Origin of the sequence: Serratia sp. CY71090, from assembly GCF_052166845.1 — a bacterium.
GTDB lineage: Bacteria > Pseudomonadota > Gammaproteobacteria > Enterobacterales > Enterobacteriaceae > Serratia > Serratia nematodiphila.
In genome coordinates this window covers 294,773-312,943 of sequence record NZ_JBJNOA010000003.1, presented here as the reverse complement: position 1 = coordinate 312,943, position 18,171 = coordinate 294,773, and the positions used below count along the sequence as shown (strand labels likewise).

Genomic DNA, 18,171 nt, shown 5'->3' with positions numbered 1-18,171 from the left:
ATTAACGCGCGGCGGCAGCCACGGCGGCGGTCAGGCGGCTGAGCTGGTCCGCTTCGATGATGTAAGGCGGCATCAGGTAAATCAGCTTGCCGAACGGCCGGATCCATACCCCGCGCTTGACGAACCCGCGCTGCAGCTCGGCGACATCCACCGGTTCGCGCATCTCCACCACCCCAATCGCCCCCAGCACCCGCACGTCCGCCACTTTCGGCAGCGCCGCCAACGGCAGCAGTTCCTGTTTCAGCTGGGCCTCGATGGCGCTCACCTGCGCCTGCCAGCGATTTTCCGCCAGCAGCGCCAGGCTGGCGTCCGCCACGGCGCAGGCCAGCGGATTGCCCATAAAGGTCGGCCCGTGCATAAAGCAGCCGGCCGCGCCGTTGCTGATGGTCTCCGCCACGTGGCGGGTGGTCAGGGTGGCGGAAAGGGTCATGTAACCGCCGGTCAGCGCCTTGCCCAGACAGAGAATGTCCGGCACCACCTGCGCGTGTTCGCAGGCGAACAGCTTGCCGGTGCGGCCGAAGCCGGTGGCGATCTCGTCGGCGATCAGCAGCACCTGATGGCGGTCGCACAGCTCGCGCACCCGCTTGAGGTAGGTTGGGTGGTAGATGCGCATGCCGCCGGCGCCTTGCACCACCGGTTCCAGGATCACCGCCGCCACTTCACCGGCGTGCTGCTCCAGCAGCGCGGCGAACGGCGCAATGTCTTCTTCGCGCCATTCCTCGTCGAAGCGGCACTGCGGCGCGGTGGCGAACAGGTGCGGCGCCAGATAGCCCTGATAGAGGCTGTGCATCGAGTTGTCCGGATCGCAGACCGACATCGCGCCGAAGGTATCGCCGTGATAGCCGTGGCGCAGAGTGAGGATGCGCTGCCGGCGCTCGCCGCGCGCCTGCCAGTACTGCAGCGCCATCTTCAGTGACACTTCCACCGCCACCGAACCGGAATCTGCCAGGAACACGCACTGCAGCGCTTCCGGCGTCATTTCCACCAGCCGACGGCACAGCGAGATGGCGGCCGGATGGGTGATGCCGCCGAACATCACGTGCGACATCTTCTCCAACTGCTGGCTGGCGGCCTGATTCAGACTCGGATGGTTGTAACCGTGGATCGCCGCCCACCAGGAGGACATGCCGTCCACCAGGCGCCGGCCATCCGCCAGCTGCAGCTCGACGCCGCTGGCCGACTCGATCGGGTAACAGGGCAACGGGCGGCTCATGGAGGTGTAGGGGTGCCAGATATGACGTTGGTCAAACGCCAGGTCGGAAGCGGTGACAGACATACTTGTAAACCAAATTGAATTAAGATTGGTTGACAGTATATCCGCAATATTTAAACTGGCGACACTTTTTCGTTTTGGAGACGCCATGATGGCCGACCGCATTCACTGGACAGTAGGGCAAGCCCAGGCCCTGTTTGATAAACCGCTGCTGGAACTGCTGTTCGAAGCGCAAACCGTACACCGTCAGCACTTCGACCCGCGTCAGGTGCAGGTCAGCACACTGCTGTCGATCAAAACCGGCGCTTGCCCGGAAGACTGTAAATACTGCCCGCAGAGCTCACGCTACAAGACCGGCCTGGAGTCGGAGCGGTTGATGCAGGTCGAGCAGGTACTGGAATCGGCGCGCAAGGCCAAGGCGAACGGCTCGACCCGTTTTTGCATGGGCGCGGCGTGGAAGAACCCGCACGAGCGCGATATGCCTTATCTGCAGCAGATGGTGCAGGGCGTGAAAGCGATGGGCATGGAAACCTGCATGACGCTGGGCACGCTTGACGGTACTCAGGCCGAGCGGCTGGCGGAAGCCGGGCTGGATTATTACAACCATAACCTCGATACCTCGCCGGAGTTCTACGGCAGCATCATCACCACCCGCAGCTACCAGGAACGCCTGGATACGCTCGACAAAGTGCGCGACGCCGGCATCAAAGTGTGCTCCGGCGGCATCGTTGGGCTGGGTGAAACGGTGCGCGACCGCGCCGGGCTGCTGGTGCAGCTAGCCAACCTGCCGAAACCGCCGGAGAGCGTGCCGATCAACATGTTGGTGAAGGTGAAAGGCACGCCGCTGGCGGATAACGATGACGTCGATCCGTTCGATTTCATCCGCACTATCGCGGTGGCGCGCATCATGATGCCGGCCTCTTATGTCCGTCTCTCCGCCGGCCGCGAACAGATGAACGAACAGACGCAGGCGATGTGCTTCATGGCCGGCGCCAACTCCATCTTCTACGGCTGCAAGCTGCTGACCACGCCGAATCCGGAAGAAGACAAAGACCTGCAGCTGTTCCGCAAGCTGGGGCTCAACCCGCAGCAGACCGCAACCGAACACGGCGACAACCAGCAACAGCAGGTGCTGGCCAAGCAACTGCTGAACGCCGATACCGCCGAGTTTTACAACGCGGCGCCGTGATGAGCTGGCCACAACGCATCGAGCAGGCGCTGGCGGAGCGGCGTTTGAACGCCGCCTACCGCCGGCGACAGACCACCGAGGGCGGCAACGGCCGCCAGATCCGGCTCGGCGATCGTCTCTACCTGAACTTCTCCGGTAACGACTACCTGGGGCTGAGCCAGGATGCGCGGGTGATCGCCGCCTGGCAGCAGGGCGCGCAGCGTTACGGCGTCGGCAGCGGCGGTTCGGGCCACGTCACCGGCTTTAGCGCGGCGCATCAGGCGCTGGAGGAGCAACTGGCGGCGTGGCTCGGCTATCCGCGCGCGCTGCTGTTCATCTCCGGCTACGCCGCCAACCAGGCGGTGCTGGCGGCGTTGATGCAAAAGGGCGATCGCATTTTGGCCGATCGCCTCAGCCATGCCTCGCTGCTGGAGGCGGCGGCTCAGTCGCCGGCCGAGCTGCGTCGCTTCCAGCACAACCAGCCGCAGGCGCTGGCGGATCTGCTGGCCAAACCCTGCGACGGGCAGCGGCTGGCGGTGACCGAAGGGGTGTTCAGCATGGACGGCGACGGCGCACCGTTGGCGGAGCTGCATCGCTTAACCCGCGCGGCGGGCGCCTGGCTGATGGTGGACGATGCCCACGGCGTCGGCGTGCGCGGCGAGCAAGGCCGCGGCAGCTGCTGGCAGCAGGGCGTGCGTCCTGAACTGCTGGTGGCGACCTTCGGCAAGGCGTTCGGCGTCAGCGGCGCGGCAGTGCTGTGCGATGAGGCGACCGCCGAGTATCTGCTGCAGTTCGCTCGCCATCTGATCTACAGCACCGCGATGCCGCCGGCGCAGGCCTGCGCGCTGCAGGCGGCGCTGGCCTGCATTCGAGAGGGTGATGAACTGCGCGTCCGGCTGCAGGACAACATCCGGCGTTTCCGCCAGGGCGCGGCGCCGCTGGCGCTGACCCTGACGGATTCCGACACCGCCATCCAGCCGCTGCTGGTGGGGGACAATCAGCGTGCGCTCGATCTGGCGACCCGTCTGCGCGATCGCGGCCTGTGGGTGAGCGCCATCCGTCCGCCGACGGTACCGCCGGGCGGCGCGCGGCTGCGTATTACCCTGACGGCGGCGCACCAGCCGCAGGATATCGATCGCCTGCTGGAGGTATTGCATGACGTCAGCCAATGACACAGTGAACAAACAGGCGGTCGCCTCGGCCTTCAGCCGCGCGGCCGGCAGCTACGACGCCGCCGCCGCGCTGCAGCGTGACGTTGGCGAGCGCTTACTGGGGATGGGGAGTTCCCACCCGGGCGAACGGCTGCTGGATGCCGGCTGCGGCACCGGCTATTTCAGCCGTCTGTGGCGCGAGCGCGGCAAGCAGGTGACGGCGCTCGATCTGGCGCCGGGGATGTTGGCATTCGCCCGCCAGCAACAGGCGGCGCACCATTATCTGCTGGGCGATATCGAGCAGGTGCCGTTGCCCGACGCGGCGATGGACATCTGTTTCAGCAGCCTGGTGGTGCAGTGGTGCAGCGATCTGCCCGCCGCGCTGGCAGAGCTGTATCGCGTCACCCGGCCCGGCGGTGTGATCCTGTTCTCCACGCTGGCGGCGGGCTCGCTGCAGGAATTGGGGGACGCCTGGCAACAGGTGGACGGCGAACGTCATGTGAACGCCTTCCTGCCGCTGGCGCAGATCCGCGCCGCCTGTGCCGACTATCGACACGAGCTGGTGACGGAGCTGCGCACCCTGAATTACCCGGACGTGATGACGCTGATGCGTTCGCTCAAGGGCATCGGGGCGACACATCTGCACCAGGGACGCGAGGGCGGCCTGATGTCGCGCGGCCGTCTCGCTGCGTTGCAGGCGGCTTACCCGTGCCGGCAGGGGCAGTTCCCGCTCAGCTATCATCTGGCTTATGGAGTGATTTATCGTGATTAAACGTTGGTTCGTGACCGGCACCGACACCGAGGTCGGGAAAACCGTCGCCAGCAGCGCCTTGCTGCAGGCCGCCAATCTGGCGGGCTACCGCAGCGCCGGCTATAAGCCGGTGGCCTCGGGCAGCGAGATGACCGCCGAGGGGCTGCGCAACGGCGACGCGCTGGCGCTGCAGGCCAACAGCAGCGTGGCGCTGGGGTACGACGAAGTGAACCCTTACGTTTTTGCCGAACCGACTTCGCCGCATATCGTTAGCGCCGATGAAGGCCGGCCGATCGACGCAGCGCGGCTGTCCGACGGCCTGCGCCGGCTGGAACAGCGCGCCGACTGGGTATTGGTCGAGGGCGCCGGCGGGTGGTTTACTCCGTTGTCGGCGCAGTACACCTTCGCCGACTGGGTGCAGCAGGAGCAACTGCCGGTGATCCTGGTGGTGGGCATCAAACTGGGCTGCATCAACCATGCGGTGTTGACGGCGCAGGCGGTGCGACAAGCGGGGCTGACGCTGGCCGGTTGGATCGCCAACGACGTGGCGCCGCCGGGGCGGCGGCATCAGGAATACCTGGCCACGCTGCGCCGCATGCTGCCGGCGCCGCTGCTGGGTGAAATCCCGCACCTGCCGCAGGCCGAACGGGCGCCGCTGGGGCAGTATCTGGATATCAGCCTGTTATAAACTCTCAATGAGGGAGCCTCGCTCCCTCATCCTCCGTCCTGTTCCGCCAGCCCGGCGCCGATCAGCGCCTCATCCAACTGCGTCAGCGCGCCGTGCGCCACGGTGCGCCCGCTATCCAACAGGCAAAAGCGGTCCGCCACCCGGCGCACGAACGGCAGCTGATGCTCTACCAGCAAAATGGTCATGCCCAACTCAAAGTTGAGCCTGCGGATCACGTTGCCGATGTCGGCGGCGATCGAAGGCGGCATGCCCGCCGTCGGTTCGTCGAGGATCAGCAGTGCCGGTTCCTGCGCCAGCGCACGGCCGATCGCCAACTGGCGTTGGGCGCCTTCGCACAGATCGCCGGCGCGGCGGGTACGCATCTGGCGCAAATTGGGAAACAGGCTGTAGATCAGCGGCGGAATGCGGCGAGGGGCGCCGCGCACGGCCATCTGCGCCACCTGCAGATTCTCTTCCACGCTCAGCTGCGAGAAGAGTTGCCGCCCTTGCGGGACGTGGCTGATGCCGAGTGCGGCGCGGCGCTCCATCGGTTGCAGCAGCAGGTTTTGCGGCGGCTGATCTGCCGGCTGCCAGGTCATGCTGCCGCTCACTACCGGCAAATGCCCCATGATGCAGTTGACCAGCGTGGTCTTGCCCACGCCGTTGCGCCCGAGCAGCACGGTGCACTGGCCGCGCGGCAGCTCCAGGTTGATGTCCCACAGGGTGTGGTTTTGACCGTAGAATTGATTGACCGATCTCAGGCTCAGCATTTGGCATTCTCCTCATAGACGCTCGTTTCACTCGTTGGCGGGGGACAGCAAAGGCCGCATGCGCGGCGAATTTCCCGAGTGTGGCAATGTCTGGAACAAGATGCCGTCCGTCCGATGAGCCAGAGCAAGGTCTGCGGTGGACGGAATGACAGTCAATATGTCGTTAAAAACGACGCTTGTGACGACTTGGTGTCGTTCTTGCGCTTTTACAGGCGATAGCACCGCGAGGCGTACACGCTGCGGCTGGCAGCGCATCACGCCGCCGCACCGCATTGATACGCAGGAAGATAAAGCAACTCCCAGGCCAATTTTGTCGCCGGGTGAAAACGGGAGGTTGTTATCGCCTTGTTAACCGCTAATCAGGCCTGACGCGCTCTGCCGCGGCGGCCTGAAAATACGCCGGGAAGTTAACCCGGACGTTTTTTGCACTCTTGTGGTGCTCTGCGGTGAGGGCATGGTGCAAGGCATTGCGCCGCCGTCAAGCGCGATCCGCGAGAAAGGGGGCAATGCGATTTTAGCAATGGGGATTTTTAGTATTAATCGGCATAAACAAAGCGATATTTTTATGAAAAAATAACTAAAAAAGCCATTTTGGCGAGTGTAAAGGGCGAAAAGCTTTCTTTCTGTAACTCCCGCCCCGGGCGGGGCGGTGAGAGTTATCCACTATTCCTGTGGATAACCTTGTGCATTAGATTTAGAAAAACGCTGTAAAGCGAGAGCCGACGCGGGTTCTGTTCGCTTTGCCCGCATTCTCGTCTTTTTATTAAATATCTTATATATCAATAGATTAATTAAAATCAAGACACAAGGGTATTGATCAGGTCTCTATGTATGATTTTTCGACGCGGTGCTATCAATAAGTTAATTCGCGGCAAGTTCTGGGGATAAATCTGTTATTGACAATAAAAATGTCACCCGGCTGTAACCTCACGGTGCAACGGCATCGCCGCCGTGCCGGGCGCAGCGACGAATCCGCTTGAAGCTGGTTTTATATCCAGTATCATGGGCACTGGCGCAAATCGCCGACACTTTCCATAATTAGGGGCCATATCCGGCGCAGAGCCGGCTGGCCGCCTGAGCGCGCGCATCTCCACAGGGTAGCCGAGCAATGAGTAAACTTTTCAAACTGCATTCCGAGTTCAAACCGGCCGGCGATCAGCCGGAAGCCATCCGCAAGCTGGAAGAGGGGCTGGAAGACGGCCTGGCGCACCAGACGCTGCTGGGGGTCACCGGTTCGGGCAAAACGTTCACCATCGCCAACGTGATAGCCGATCTGAATCGGCCGACCATGGTGCTGGCGCCGAACAAGACGCTGGCGGCGCAGCTGTACGGCGAGATGAAAGCGTTTTTCCCTGAGAATGCGGTGGAATACTTCGTCTCCTACTACGACTACTACCAGCCGGAAGCCTACGTGCCCAGCTCCGACACCTTCATTGAAAAAGACGCTTCGGTGAACGAGCACATCGAACAGATGCGTCTTTCCGCCACCAAGGCGTTGCTGGAGCGGCGCGATGTGGTGGTGGTGGCGTCGGTGTCGGCGATCTACGGTCTGGGCGATCCGGATCTTTACCTGAAGATGATGCTGCACCTGACCCAGGGGATGATTATCGATCAGCGCTCCATTTTGCGCCGCCTGGCGGAGCTGCAGTATTCCCGTAACGATCAGGCTTTCCAGCGCGCCACCTTCCGCGTGCGCGGCGAGGTGATCGACATCTTCCCGGCGGAATCGGACGAGCTGGCGCTGCGCGTCGAGCTGTTCGACGAAGAAGTGGAACGGCTATCGCTGTTCGATCCGCTGACCGGGCAGATTGAGCAGGTGGTGCCGCGTTTTACCATTTACCCGAAGTCGCACTACGTGACGCCGCGCGAGCGGATCATGCAGGCGATGGAAGAGATCAAGGTCGATCTGGCGGACCGCCGCAAGGTGCTGTTGGCCAACAACAAGCTGCTGGAAGAGCAACGCCTGACGCAGCGCACCCAGTTCGATCTGGAGATGATGAACGAGCTGGGCTACTGCTCGGGCATTGAAAACTACTCGCGCTACCTTTCCGGGCGCGCCGAGGGCGAGCCGCCGCCGACGCTGTTCGACTACCTGCCGGCGGACGGCCTGCTGGTGGTCGACGAATCCCACGTCACCATTCCGCAGATCGGCGCGATGTTCAAGGGCGACCGCGCGCGCAAGGAAACGCTGGTGGAGTACGGCTTCCGTCTGCCGTCGGCGCTGGACAACCGCCCGCTGCGCTTCGAGGAGTTCGAGGCGCTGGCGCCGCAGACCATCTATGTTTCCGCCACGCCGGGCAAATATGAGCTGGAGAAATCCGGCGGCGATCTGATCGATCAGGTGGTGCGCCCGACCGGGCTGCTGGATCCGATCGTGGAAGTGCGGCCGGTCGCCACTCAGGTGGACGATCTGCTCTCCGAGATCCGCAAGCGCGCGGCGATCAACGAACGCGTGCTGGTGACCACCCTGACCAAACGCATGGCGGAAGACCTGACCGAATACCTGGAAGAGCATGGCGAGCGCGTGCGCTACCTGCACTCGGACATCGATACCGTGGAACGGGTCGAAATCATCCGTGACCTGCGTCTGGGCGAGTTTGACGTGCTGGTGGGCATCAACCTGCTGCGTGAGGGCCTCGACATGCCTGAGGTGTCGCTGGTGGCGATTCTGGACGCCGACAAGGAAGGCTTCCTGCGTTCCGAGCGTTCACTGATCCAGACCATCGGCCGCGCGGCGCGTAACCTGAACGGCAAGGCGATCCTGTATGGCGATCGCATCACCGATTCGATGGCCAAGGCGATCGGTGAAACCGAGCGGCGCCGCGCCAAGCAGCAGGCCTATAACGAAGCCAACGGCATTGTGCCGCAGGGGCTGAACAAGAAGATCGGCGATATTCTGCAGATCGGCCAGCCGGTCAACCGCGCCAAGGCTAAAGGCAAGGGCAAGGCGGCGGACAGCGGCGCTCAGCTGCAGAACCTTACGCCGAAAGCGCTGGATCAGAAAATCCGCGATCTGGAAGCGCAGATGTACACCCATGCGCAAAACCTGGAGTTCGAGCAGGCGGCTGCGCTGCGCGACGAAATCCACCAGCTGCGCGAGCAGTTCATCGCGATTTCCTGACCGTTGGACGGCGCCCGCGCTGTGGGCGTCAAAATTCCTTGTCGGCCGCGTCAAAGCTGTTATGGTGTGCGGCCCGATTTGACCACGAAGAGTACCGAACATGAGCCAACACCAGTCTAAAGACCCGCTGCACGGCGTGACGCTGGAGCAACTGCTGAATAAACTGGTGGATCACTACGGTTGGTCCGAACTGGGCGCGCGCATTCGCATTAACTGCTTCCGCAGCGATCCGAGCATCAAGTCCAGCCTGAAGTTTTTGCGTCGCACGCCCTGGGCGCGCAAAGAGGTGGAAGAGCTGTATATCGATATGGTCAGCCATCCCGCCCCGACCAGCGATAATCCCTGGCTGCGCGGGCGCGACGGCTAAATTCGGTCAGCGGCGGGCGGCCAGCTCCACCAGCGCGTGATCCAGCGCCTGGCGCAGCAGCTGGCGATCGTGGCGGTAGGGGATGTCGCTCGCTTCCAGCGGCTGTTGAATCACCACCCGATCCTGCACTTCACTGGTGTCCACCGCCGGGCCGACAATCAGCGCATCGATCATCCGGCGGCCGATCTTCTCTTCCATCAGCGTCAGCTTATCCTTTAACGACAGCGCCGCGGCGGCCACGCTCAGTTCGCGGCCGAGGTTGCCGATATAGATCATGCTGGCGCTGCTGCGGCGCAGCGCCTGGGTGAGATCGTCCAGCAGCAGCAGCGGCATCAGGCTGGTGAGGAAGCTGCCCGGCCCGATCAGGATCACGTCGGCTTGCGCGATGGCGTCCAGCGCTTCGCGCGTGGCGTTGACCGGGGGCGACAGCATCAGCTCCTGCGGCATAAGAGTCAGTTGATCGACATTCACTTCACCGTAAACGTGATTGCCTTCGTGATCGTGCGCCATCAAATCCACCGGCTGCTCCGACATCGGGATCAGCGCCGCGTCCACCTTCAGCAAGCTGCGCACCAGGTTGATCGCTTCCAGCGGGCGCACGCTCAGGTGATCCAGCGCTTTCAGCATCAGGTTGCCCAGGTTATGGCCGGCCAGCTCACCGTTGCCGCTGAAACGGTATTCGAACATCGCCGAGGCGACGCTCGGTTCGGTGATCAGCTGGTTGAGGCAGTTGCGGGTATCGCCCCAGGCAATGCCGCCTTCCGAACGGCGGATGCGGCCGGTGGAACCGCCGTTGTCGGTGGTGGTGACGATGCCGGTCAGGCGGGAGCCTAAGGACGACAGGGCCGACATCACACGGCCCAGACCGTGTCCGCCGCCCAACGCCACCACGCGGTCGAGATCGGCCAGGGTACGATTACGCATAAATTTCCTTACAAAGGGGCTGAACTGCCGGCATAAGGTAGCGGATCCGGCATAAAAACGCGATAAAGAGTGTCATTTGCGTGATTCTGGTCAATTCGTCCACGCAAGCGATGTTTATCATGGTTTACCCGAATAGACGGCGTCTAAAAACGCTGTATAGACAATTATATAGCGAATTAACGCGTTGGCTATCGTTGCCGATTAGCGCTAGAATTCTGCTGAAAACCACGGTTTCATTCCGGCTACTCAAGGTAGCGGGAAGAGAAATCAAACTCCTAGCCCCTGCGCCTACGTTGTTCATCCGGAACGATATGGCGCCTGGGCCGTGGCGAAGTCAGCCACCAGGGTGCAGAGGGGAAACGCTCGCATCTCCCGACTTTGGAAAGGTGTTATGGTACCGCAACTCATTGATGCTTATGAGCGCAAGTTCTATTACCTGCGCTTGTCGATCACCGACGTGTGCAACTTTCGTTGCACCTATTGTCTGCCCGATGGCTACAAGCCGAGCGGCAGCCCGAAAAGCTTCCTGTCGCTGGATGAAATCCGCCGCGTCAGCCGCGCGTTCGCCGAACTGGGCACCGAAAAGGTGCGCCTGACCGGCGGCGAGCCTTCGCTGCGCCGTGATTTTACCGAGATCATCGCCGCCGTGCGGGAAAACCCGGCCATCCGTACCCTGGCGGTCACCACCAACGGCTACCGTCTGGCGCGCGACGTCGCCGCCTGGCGTGATGCCGGTCTGACGGCGATTAACGTCAGCGTCGACAGCCTGGATCCCCGTCAGTTTCACGCCATCACCGGCCAGGACAAGTTCCGCCAGGTGATGGACGGCATCGACGCCGCCTTCAGCGCCGGTTTCAGCAAGGTCAAGGTCAACGCCGTGCTGATGCGCGACGTCAATCACCAGCAGCTCGGCGCCTTTCTCGCCTGGATCAAGGATCGGCCGATCCAGCTGCGTTTTATCGAACTGATGGAAACCGGCGAGGGCGGCGAGCTGTTTCGCAAACACCACGTTTCCGGCGAAGTGATTCGCCGGCAGCTGGAACAGCAGGGCTGGCAGCGCCAGGCGCGCGGCCGCAGCGACGGCCCGGCGCAGGTGTTCAGCCACCCTGACTACCAGGGTGAGGTGGGTCTTATCATGCCGTATGAAAAAGACTTCTGCGCCAGCTGCAACCGGCTGCGCGTTTCTTCCATCGGCAATCTGCACCTGTGCCTGTTCGGCGAGCAGGGGGTGCCCCTGCGCGATCTGCTGGCGGACGACGGCCAGCTCGATGCGCTGAAGGCGCGCATCCAGAGCGGGCTGCTGAGCAAGAAGCAGACCCATTTCCTGCATCAGGGCAACAGCGGGATCACCCAGAACCTGTCGTTTATCGGCGGCTGACAGCCAATAGGAGCTTATTGAACCATGAGCCATGCGAGCAGCGAGTTTATTCCGGCCCATATCGCCATCCTGACCGTGTCCGACAGCCGCGGCGAGGCGGAAGACACCTCCGGCCAATATCTGCAGGACGCGGCGCGGGAAGCCGGCCATCAGGTGGTGGATCGCGCCATCGTCAAAGATGACATTTACCAGATCCGCGCGCGGGTTTCCGCGTGGATTGCCGATGACAACGTGCAGGCGGTGCTGATCACCGGCGGCACCGGTTTTACCGCGCGCGACAACACGCCGGAAGCGCTGTTGCCGCTGTTCGACAGAGAGGTGGAAGGGTTCGGCGAACTGTTCCGCATGGTGTCGTACGAAGAGATCGGCACCGCGACGATCCAGTCGCGCGCGCTGGCCGGCCTGGCCAACCGCACGGTGATTTTCGCCATGCCGGGCTCCACCCGCGCCTGCCGCACCGCCTGGGAGCGGATTATCGAAGAGCAGTTGGACGCGCGCCATCGCCCGTGCAACTTCCAAGCCCATTTGAAGAAGCCCTGAGTCATGACACAGCTAACCCATATTAACGCCGCCGGCGAAGCCCATATGGTCGACGTTTCCGCCAAGGCCGAAACGGTGCGCGAGGCGCGCGCCGAAGCCTTCGTCGAGATGCTGCCCGCCACGTTGGCGATGATCGTCGACGGCAGCCATCACAAGGGCGACGTGTTCGCCACGGCGCGCATCGCCGGCATTCAGGCGGCCAAACGCACCTGGGAACTGATCCCGCTGTGCCACCCGCTGATGTTGAGCAAAGTCGAAGTGCAGCTGGAGGCGCAAACGGAGCACAGCCGGGTGCGCATCGAAACCTGCTGCCGGCTGACCGGCAAAACCGGCGTCGAGATGGAGGCGCTGACCGCCGCCTCGGTGGCGGCATTGACCATCTATGACATGTGCAAAGCGGTACAGAAAGACATGGTGATCGGCCCGGTGCGCCTGCTGGCGAAAAGCGGCGGCAAATCCGGCGATTTTAAGGTGAACGCATGATTGATATTCTTTTCTTCGCGCAGGTGCGCGAACTGGTGGGCACCGGCGCGCTGTCGATGCCGGCGGATTATCCCACCGTTGAGGCATTGCGTCAGGCGCTGTGCGCGCGCGGCGATCGCTGGGCGCTGGCGCTGGAGTCCGGCAAACTGCTGGCGGCGGTCAATCAGTCGCTGGTGGCGGCGGATCACCCGCTGCGCGCCGGCGATGAAGTGGCCTTCTTCCCGCCGGTCACCGGGGGGTAAGCATGGAAAACACCCGCATTCGCGTGGGCGAAGCGCCGTTCAACGTCGGCGACGAGTATCAGTGGCTGGCGCAGTGTGACGCCGACGGCGCGGTGGTGACCTTCACCGGCAAGGTGCGCAACCATAACCTTGGGGACGACGTCAGCGCGCTGACGCTGGAACACTACCCCGGCATGACCGAGAAGGCGCTGGCGGAGATCGTGGCCGAGGCGCGCAGCCGCTGGCCGCTGCAGCGCGTGACGGTGATCCACCGCGTCGGCGCGTTGTATCCCGGCGACGAGATCGTGTTCGTTGGCGTGACCGGCGCGCACCGCGGCATGGCGTTCGCCGCCAGCGAGTTCATCATGGACTACCTGAAGACCCGCGCGCCGTTCTGGAAGCGCGAAGCGACCGGCCAGGGCGATCGTTGGGTGGACGCTCGCGACAGCGATCGCGAGGCCGCGCAGCGCTGGCAAAAAGCGGCTAAATAACGCCTCAACAGCGGAAACAAATCAAGACCTTTGCCGCTTTCGCGCGGCCTATTCTGTGGTACGCTTATAGCAGGCGAAGCCCCGTTCGCGGGGCTTCGGAATCTTGTTTACAACGCAAAAGGTAACCGTCATGGACCGATATCCACGCTCTAATGGTTCAATCGTCGAACGTGCCAACAGCGGCATTCAGGCCTACATGGCGCAGGTTTACGGCTGGATGACCTGCGGTCTGCTGCTGACGGCGTTCGTTTCCTGGTATGCGGCCAATACGCCCGCGATCCTTAACTTCATCTTCTCCAGTCAGATCACCTTCTTCGGTCTGATCATCGCCCAGTTGGCGCTGGTGTTCGTGATTTCCGGCATGGTCCACCGCCTGAGCGGCGCGGTGGCCACCTCGCTGTTCATGCTCTACTCGGCGCTGACCGGGCTGACGCTGTCGAGCATCTTCATCGCTTATACCTACAGTTCGATCGCCAGCACCTTCGTGGTCACCGCCGGCATGTTCGGCGCCATGAGCCTGTACGGCTACACCACCAAGCGCGATCTGAGCGGCTTCGGCAGCATGCTGTTCATGGCATTGATCGGCATCGTGCTGGCTTCGCTGGTGAACATCTGGCTGAAAAGCACCGCGCTGATGTGGGCGATTACCTACATCGGGGTGGTGGTGTTCGTCGGCCTGACCGCGTACGACACGCAGAAACTCAAGGCGATGGGCGAGCAGCTGAACGCCGATGATAAAGACGGCTTCCGCAAGTACGCCATCGTCGGCGCGCTGACGCTGTATCTCGACTTCATCAACCTGTTCCTGATGTTGCTGCGCATTTTCGGCAACCGCCGCTAAATCCGTCGTCTTTCATGCCTTAGGGTATCTGGCGATCAAAAAGCTCTGCATGTGATATGCAGAGCTTTTTTTATGCGATCTTGCGGCGGAACAGCGCGTAGGCGGCGCTGCCGGTGGTGGCGGTGATCACCAGCAGCGGCCACAGGCTGCGCCAGATAATGCTGAAGCTGGCGTCCTTCAGGTAGATCTGCTTGGTGATGTCGGTGAAGTGGCGTATCGGGTTCACCCAGGTCAGATCCTGCAGCCACACCGGCATATTCTCCACCGGCGAGACATACCCCGAGAGCAGGATCGCCGGCATCATGAACACGAACACGCCGATAAACGCCTGCTGCTGAGTGGCGCACAGCGACGAGATCAGCAGGCCGAAACCGACCAGCGACAGCCCGTAGAGCAGCATGGTGGCATAGAACAGCAACAGCGATCCGGCGAACGGGATCTGGTACAGGAAGATGCCGATCAACAGCACGATGCTGGACTGGAAGCTGGCGACGATCAGCGCCGGCACCGCCTTGCCGGTAAAGATCTGCCAGGTGGTGAGCGGCGAGACCAGCAGCTGTTCCAGCGTGCCCTGTTCGCGTTCGCGTGCCACCGACAGCGAGGTGACGATCAGCACGCCGATGGTGGTGATCATGGCGATCAGCGACGGCACCACAAACCATTTGTAGTCCAGATTCGGGTTATACCAGTTGCGCACCACCAGTTCGCTGTTGTTGGGTTTGGCGCGGTTGCCGAGCAGCTCGTTCTGATATTCCTGCACGATCTGCTGCACGTAGTTGGCGGCGATCTGCGCGCTGTTGGAGTTGCGCCCGTCGAGCAGCAACTGCAGCGGCGCGGTGTTGCCGGCGGCGATATCGCGCGAGAACTGCGCCGGGAAGCGGATCAGCAGTAGCGCCCGCTGGTTGTCGATGGTGGTCTTTATTTCCTGCGGATTGCGCAGCAGCAGCACATGGGAGAAGGCTTTGGCCTTGGCGAAGCGTTGGGTCAGCTCCACCGATGCCTGGCCGCTGTCCTCGCTGTAGACCGCGATGGTGGCGTTGGTGACTTCCAGCGTCGCGGCGAACGGGAACAGCAGCACCTGCAGGATCACCGGCATGATCAGGATGGCGCGGGTTTGCGGATCGCGCAGCAGCGCCTGCATTTCCTTGATGATAAGCGTCAACAGACGGTGAAACATCGCTCTTTCTCCTTAATCCAGCCGGCGCTGGGTTTTCCAGGCCGTCAGGCCGATGAACACCACGGCGGAAGCGATCAGGAACAGCAGATTGATCGCCAGCACGGTGCCGACGTTGCCCGCCAGGAACAGCGTTTGCAGCGTGCTGACGAAGTAACGCGCCGGAATGATGTAGGTCACCGCGCGCACGATGGCCGGCATGCTGTCGATTTGGAAAATGAAGCCGGACAGCATGATCGACGGCAGAAAGGCGGCGTTCAGCGCCACCATCGCCGCGTTGAACTGGTTGCGGGTGAGGGTGGAGATCAGCAGGCCCATGCCGAGGGTGCTGGCGAGGAACAGGCTGCTGATCAGCAGCAGGATCGGCAGCGAACCGCGATAGGGCACGCCGAGCACCCAGACCGCCACCGCCATGCACAGCGCCATGGCGATCATGCCGAGGAAGTAATAGGGGATCAGCTTGGAGAGCAGCAGCTCGCTGCGCGTCACCTGGGTGGACAGCAGAGCCTCCATGGTGCCGCGCTCCCATTCGCGGGCGATCACCAGCGAGGTGAGAATGGCGCCGATCACCGTCATGATGATGGTGATGGCGCCGGGAATGATGTAGTGCCGGCTGATGGCCGCCGGGTTGAACCAGTAGCGCATCTGCACGTCAATCAGCGGCTTGTCGCTGCTCCCCCGATCGGCGGCGCGTTGCTGCTGCCAAACTTGCCATACGCCCTGGGCATAGCCCTGCACGAAGTTGGCGGTGTTCGGCTCGCTGCCGTCGGTGATCACCTGGATAGGGGCGCTGTCGTGCGGGCGCGCCATGCGCTGGTCGAAATCCACCGGGATCACCACCAGGCCGCGGATCGTGCCGGCCTGCATCTGCTGGATCAGCTGCTGGCGGTTGTCGCTGATGGTCGGTTCGATATAGGGTGAACCGGCGAAGGCGTGGGCCAGATCGCGCGCGTCTTCGCTCTGTTGCTCCATCAGAATGCCCAGATGCAGCTTGCTGGAGTCCAGGTTGATGCCGTAGCCGAAGATAAACAGCAGCATCAGCGGGATGACGAAGGCGATCAGGCCGCTGCTGGGATCGCGCAGTATCTGCCGCGTCTCCTTCAGGCACAGCGCCCGCAGCCGGCGCCAGGAGAAGCCGCCGTCGTCGATTGGGGGTAGGTTATCGCTCACCGCGTTTCCTCCTCGTCGTAGCCCTGCACCAGCTCGATAAACGCCTGCTCCATCGAAGGGCTGGGATTGTCGTCGCGCGCCACCTGTTGTTTGAGATCGTCCGGCGTGCCGGCGGCGATGATCTTGCCGCGATATACCAGACCGATGCGGTCGCAGTATTCCGCCTCGTCCATAAAGTGGGTGGTCACCATCACCGTGACGCCCTTGTCGACCATGCCGTTGATGTGCAGCCAGAACTCGCGCCGCGTCAGCGGATCGACGCCGGAAGTCGGTTCGTCGAGGAACAGAATATCCGGTTCGTGCATCAGCGCGCAGGCCAGCGCCAGGCGCTGTTTGAAGCCGAGCGGCAGCGCGTCCGGCGTCTGATCGAGGATCGGCGCGAAGTTGAAGGCGCGCGACATCTCGTCGATTTTGTCGCGCTGCGCCTTGCCGCTCAGGCCGTAGACGCCGGAGAAGAACTTCAGGTTCTGCGCCACCGTCAGGTTGCCGTACAGCGAGAATTTTTGCGCCATGTAGCCGAGGCGTTGGCGCGCCTTGCCGGAGCTGGTCTTCAGATCCATCCCCAGCACCAGCGCCTTGCCGCCGGACGGCACCAGCAGGCCGCACATCATTTTGAAGGTGGTGGACTTGCCGGCGCCGTTCGGGCCGAGCAGGCCGAAGATTTCTCCGCGCCGCACCTGAAAGTCGACGTGATCGGTGGCGGCGAAGTCGCCGAATTTTTTGGTCAGCTGCACCGCTTCGATCACCGTTTCGCCGCTTTCACCGTTGACGGTCGGCATGATCTCCGCCAGCGCCGAGCGATGGTTGGGGCCGCCGCCGAGCAGATCGATAAACGCATCCTCGAAGCGCGGATCCGCTTCGTCCAGTTCGGCGTCCGGCAGATCCAGCGCCTGCAGCAGCTGCCGGTGATCTTCGCCTTCTTTCAGGATCAGGCGCAGGTATTTGCCCTGGATCACGCCGTCGGTGACCGCCGGCAGGCAGATCGCCCGCTGCAGCAACGATCGATGGCTGCCGGGCGGCGCGGCGATCAACACCGTGCGTCCGGCCATGCGCTGGGTCAGATCCTGCGGCGCGCCGCTGAACAGCAGCTCACCCTCGTTGAGCAACAGCACTTCGCGGCACTGCTCGGCCTCGTCGAGATAAGAGGTGCTCCACAGGATCAACATGCCGTCGTTGGCCAGCTCGTGCACCATGCGCCACAGCTCGCGGCGCGAGATAGGATCGACGCCGACGCCCGGCTCATCCAGCAGCAGCACCTGGGGTTCGCCCACCAGCGTGCAGGCCAGTCCCAGTTTTTGCTTCATGCCACCGGACAGCTTGCCCGCCAGGCGCTCGGTGAAGCGGGTCAGATCGGTGAATTTCAATAGCCGTTCGAAGGTCTGGCGCCGCAGATCGCCGGTGACGCCGCGCAGATCGGCGTACAGCGTCAGGTTCTCCATCACCGTCAGATCCTCATACAGCCCGAACTTCTGCGGCATGTAGCCGAGGATCGCATGCAGTTGACGATCCTGCGCGATCGGATCCAGCCCGGCGACCCGCAGCTTGCCGCTGCTGGGCTGCAGCAGCCCGGCCAGCATGCGCAGCAGGGTGGTTTTGCCGGCGCCGTCCGGGCCGACCAGCCCGATCACCGCGCCGCTGCGCAGGGTGGTGGTCAGGCTGGCGACCGCCGGTTTCTCAAGCGACGGGAAGCGTTTTTCCAGCCCTTCCAGCTCGATGGTGTGCGCCTGTTCCATGGCCGGCC

General features: G+C 62.8%; 19 protein-coding genes and 1 riboswitch. Of the genes, 13 read left to right on the top strand and 6 right to left on the bottom strand.

The window, feature by feature from the left end; all coding sequences use genetic code 11:
- Position 1 precedes the first annotated feature (1 nt).
- Positions 2-1,276: an adenosylmethionine--8-amino-7-oxononanoate transaminase gene (bioA, locus tag ACJ8OK_RS07850; RefSeq protein ID WP_442530503.1), complete on the bottom strand. Its 1,275-nt coding sequence runs from the start codon at positions 1,274-1,276 to the stop codon at positions 2-4.
- Positions 1,277-1,364: 88 nt separating this feature from the next.
- Here bioA and bioB point away from each other — a divergent pair, with 88 nt between their 5' ends.
- The 4 genes from bioB to bioD are packed head-to-tail and all read left to right on the top strand — an operon-like array spanning position 1,365 to position 4,971.
- Positions 1,365-2,402 (top strand): biotin synthase BioB, encoded by a 1,038-nt coding sequence (bioB, locus tag ACJ8OK_RS07845; protein ID WP_025160023.1) that lies wholly within the window; start codon positions 1,365-1,367, stop codon positions 2,400-2,402.
- Positions 2,402-3,553 (top strand): 8-amino-7-oxononanoate synthase, encoded by a 1,152-nt coding sequence (gene bioF, locus ACJ8OK_RS07840; RefSeq protein WP_085336502.1) that lies wholly within the window; start codon positions 2,402-2,404, stop codon positions 3,551-3,553. Before bioB ends, bioF begins: the two co-directional genes overlap by 1 nt.
- The gene (gene bioC / locus ACJ8OK_RS07835) at positions 3,537-4,304 is read left to right on the top strand and encodes a malonyl-ACP O-methyltransferase BioC (protein WP_015377013.1); all 768 of its coding nucleotides are present in this window, start codon (positions 3,537-3,539) and stop codon (positions 4,302-4,304) included. The genes bioF and bioC overlap by 17 nt, the downstream gene beginning before the upstream one ends.
- The gene (gene bioD / locus ACJ8OK_RS07830) at positions 4,297-4,971 is read left to right on the top strand and encodes a dethiobiotin synthase (protein WP_235363728.1); all 675 of its coding nucleotides are present in this window, start codon (positions 4,297-4,299) and stop codon (positions 4,969-4,971) included. Before bioC ends, bioD begins: the two co-directional genes overlap by 8 nt.
- Positions 4,972-4,997: 26 nt before the next feature.
- On the opposite strand, the gene ACJ8OK_RS07825 is transcribed toward bioD, so the two are convergent.
- A complete protein-coding gene (locus tag ACJ8OK_RS07825; protein ID WP_085336501.1) occupies positions 4,998-5,720 on the bottom strand; it encodes an ATP-binding cassette domain-containing protein in 723 nt (240 codons plus the stop codon).
- Between the two features lie 454 nt (positions 5,721-6,174).
- On the opposite strand from ACJ8OK_RS07825, the gene ACJ8OK_RS07820 reads away from it, so the two are divergent.
- From ACJ8OK_RS07820 to ACJ8OK_RS07810, 3 genes are all read left to right on the top strand, one after another.
- Positions 6,175-6,297 (top strand): hypothetical protein, encoded by a 123-nt coding sequence (locus ACJ8OK_RS07820; RefSeq protein ID WP_254901096.1) that lies wholly within the window; start codon positions 6,175-6,177, stop codon positions 6,295-6,297.
- A gap of 531 nt (positions 6,298-6,828) precedes the next feature.
- Positions 6,829-8,841 carry an excinuclease ABC subunit UvrB gene (gene uvrB, locus ACJ8OK_RS07815; protein ID WP_033633875.1) on the top strand — a complete coding sequence of 671 codons (2,013 nt, stop codon included), beginning with the start codon at positions 6,829-6,831 and terminating at the stop codon, positions 8,839-8,841.
- Positions 8,842-8,941: 100 nt separating this feature from the next.
- The gene (locus tag ACJ8OK_RS07810) at positions 8,942-9,208 is read left to right on the top strand and encodes a VF530 family DNA-binding protein (protein WP_048322430.1); all 267 of its coding nucleotides are present in this window, start codon (positions 8,942-8,944) and stop codon (positions 9,206-9,208) included.
- Positions 9,209-9,214: 6 nt separating this feature from the next.
- Here the strand turns inward: ACJ8OK_RS07810 and ACJ8OK_RS07805 are convergent, their stop codons facing one another.
- Positions 9,215-10,132 carry a gluconeogenesis factor YvcK family protein gene (locus ACJ8OK_RS07805; protein ID WP_004939781.1) on the bottom strand — a complete coding sequence of 306 codons (918 nt, stop codon included), beginning with the start codon at positions 10,130-10,132 and terminating at the stop codon, positions 9,215-9,217.
- 260 nt (positions 10,133-10,392) lie between these two features.
- Positions 10,393-10,537: riboswitch (molybdenum cofactor riboswitch) on the top strand.
- Between ACJ8OK_RS07805 and moaA the strand changes: the two genes are divergently transcribed.
- From moaA to ACJ8OK_RS07775, 6 genes are all read left to right on the top strand, one after another.
- Positions 10,524-11,510, top strand: a complete 987-nt coding sequence (moaA, locus tag ACJ8OK_RS07800) for a GTP 3',8-cyclase MoaA (RefSeq protein ID WP_004939778.1) — start codon at positions 10,524-10,526, stop codon at positions 11,508-11,510. It overlaps the preceding riboswitch by 14 nt.
- A 24-nt stretch (positions 11,511-11,534) precedes the next feature.
- Positions 11,535-12,050, top strand: coding sequence for a molybdenum cofactor biosynthesis protein B (gene moaB / locus ACJ8OK_RS07795; protein WP_442530502.1), 516 nt, complete (start codon positions 11,535-11,537; stop codon positions 12,048-12,050).
- A 3-nt stretch (positions 12,051-12,053) separates the two neighbouring features.
- Positions 12,054-12,533 carry a cyclic pyranopterin monophosphate synthase MoaC gene (gene moaC, locus ACJ8OK_RS07790; protein ID WP_004939770.1) on the top strand — a complete coding sequence of 160 codons (480 nt, stop codon included), beginning with the start codon at positions 12,054-12,056 and terminating at the stop codon, positions 12,531-12,533.
- The gene (gene moaD / locus ACJ8OK_RS07785) at positions 12,530-12,775 is read left to right on the top strand and encodes a molybdopterin synthase sulfur carrier subunit (protein WP_004939768.1); all 246 of its coding nucleotides are present in this window, start codon (positions 12,530-12,532) and stop codon (positions 12,773-12,775) included. Before moaC ends, moaD begins: the two co-directional genes overlap by 4 nt.
- A 2-nt stretch (positions 12,776-12,777) precedes the next feature.
- Positions 12,778-13,245, top strand: coding sequence for a molybdopterin synthase catalytic subunit MoaE (gene moaE / locus ACJ8OK_RS07780; RefSeq protein ID WP_049187158.1), 468 nt, complete (start codon positions 12,778-12,780; stop codon positions 13,243-13,245).
- A 130-nt stretch (positions 13,246-13,375) separates the two neighbouring features.
- On the top strand, positions 13,376-14,086 hold the full coding sequence (locus tag ACJ8OK_RS07775) for a Bax inhibitor-1/YccA family protein (RefSeq protein ID WP_213929292.1): 711 nt from the start codon (positions 13,376-13,378) through the stop codon (positions 14,084-14,086).
- A gap of 70 nt (positions 14,087-14,156) precedes the next feature.
- Here ACJ8OK_RS07775 and ACJ8OK_RS07770 read toward each other — a convergent pair whose 3' ends face one another.
- Genes ACJ8OK_RS07770 through ACJ8OK_RS07760 form a run of 3 tightly spaced genes read right to left on the bottom strand, consistent with a single transcriptional unit; the run spans position 14,157 to position 18,163 of the window.
- On the bottom strand, positions 14,157-15,263 hold the full coding sequence (locus ACJ8OK_RS07770; protein ID WP_260952895.1) for an ABC transporter permease: 1,107 nt from the start codon (positions 15,261-15,263) through the stop codon (positions 14,157-14,159).
- A 12-nt stretch (positions 15,264-15,275) separates the two neighbouring features.
- Positions 15,276-16,430: an ABC transporter permease gene (locus ACJ8OK_RS07765; RefSeq protein ID WP_060558846.1), complete on the bottom strand. Its 1,155-nt coding sequence runs from the start codon at positions 16,428-16,430 to the stop codon at positions 15,276-15,278.
- Entirely contained in the window at positions 16,427-18,163 is a 1,737-nt protein-coding gene (locus ACJ8OK_RS07760) for an ATP-binding cassette domain-containing protein (RefSeq protein WP_015377021.1), read from the bottom strand. Before ACJ8OK_RS07760 ends, ACJ8OK_RS07765 begins: the two co-directional genes overlap by 4 nt.
- Between the last annotated feature and the right edge of the window lie 8 nt (positions 18,164-18,171).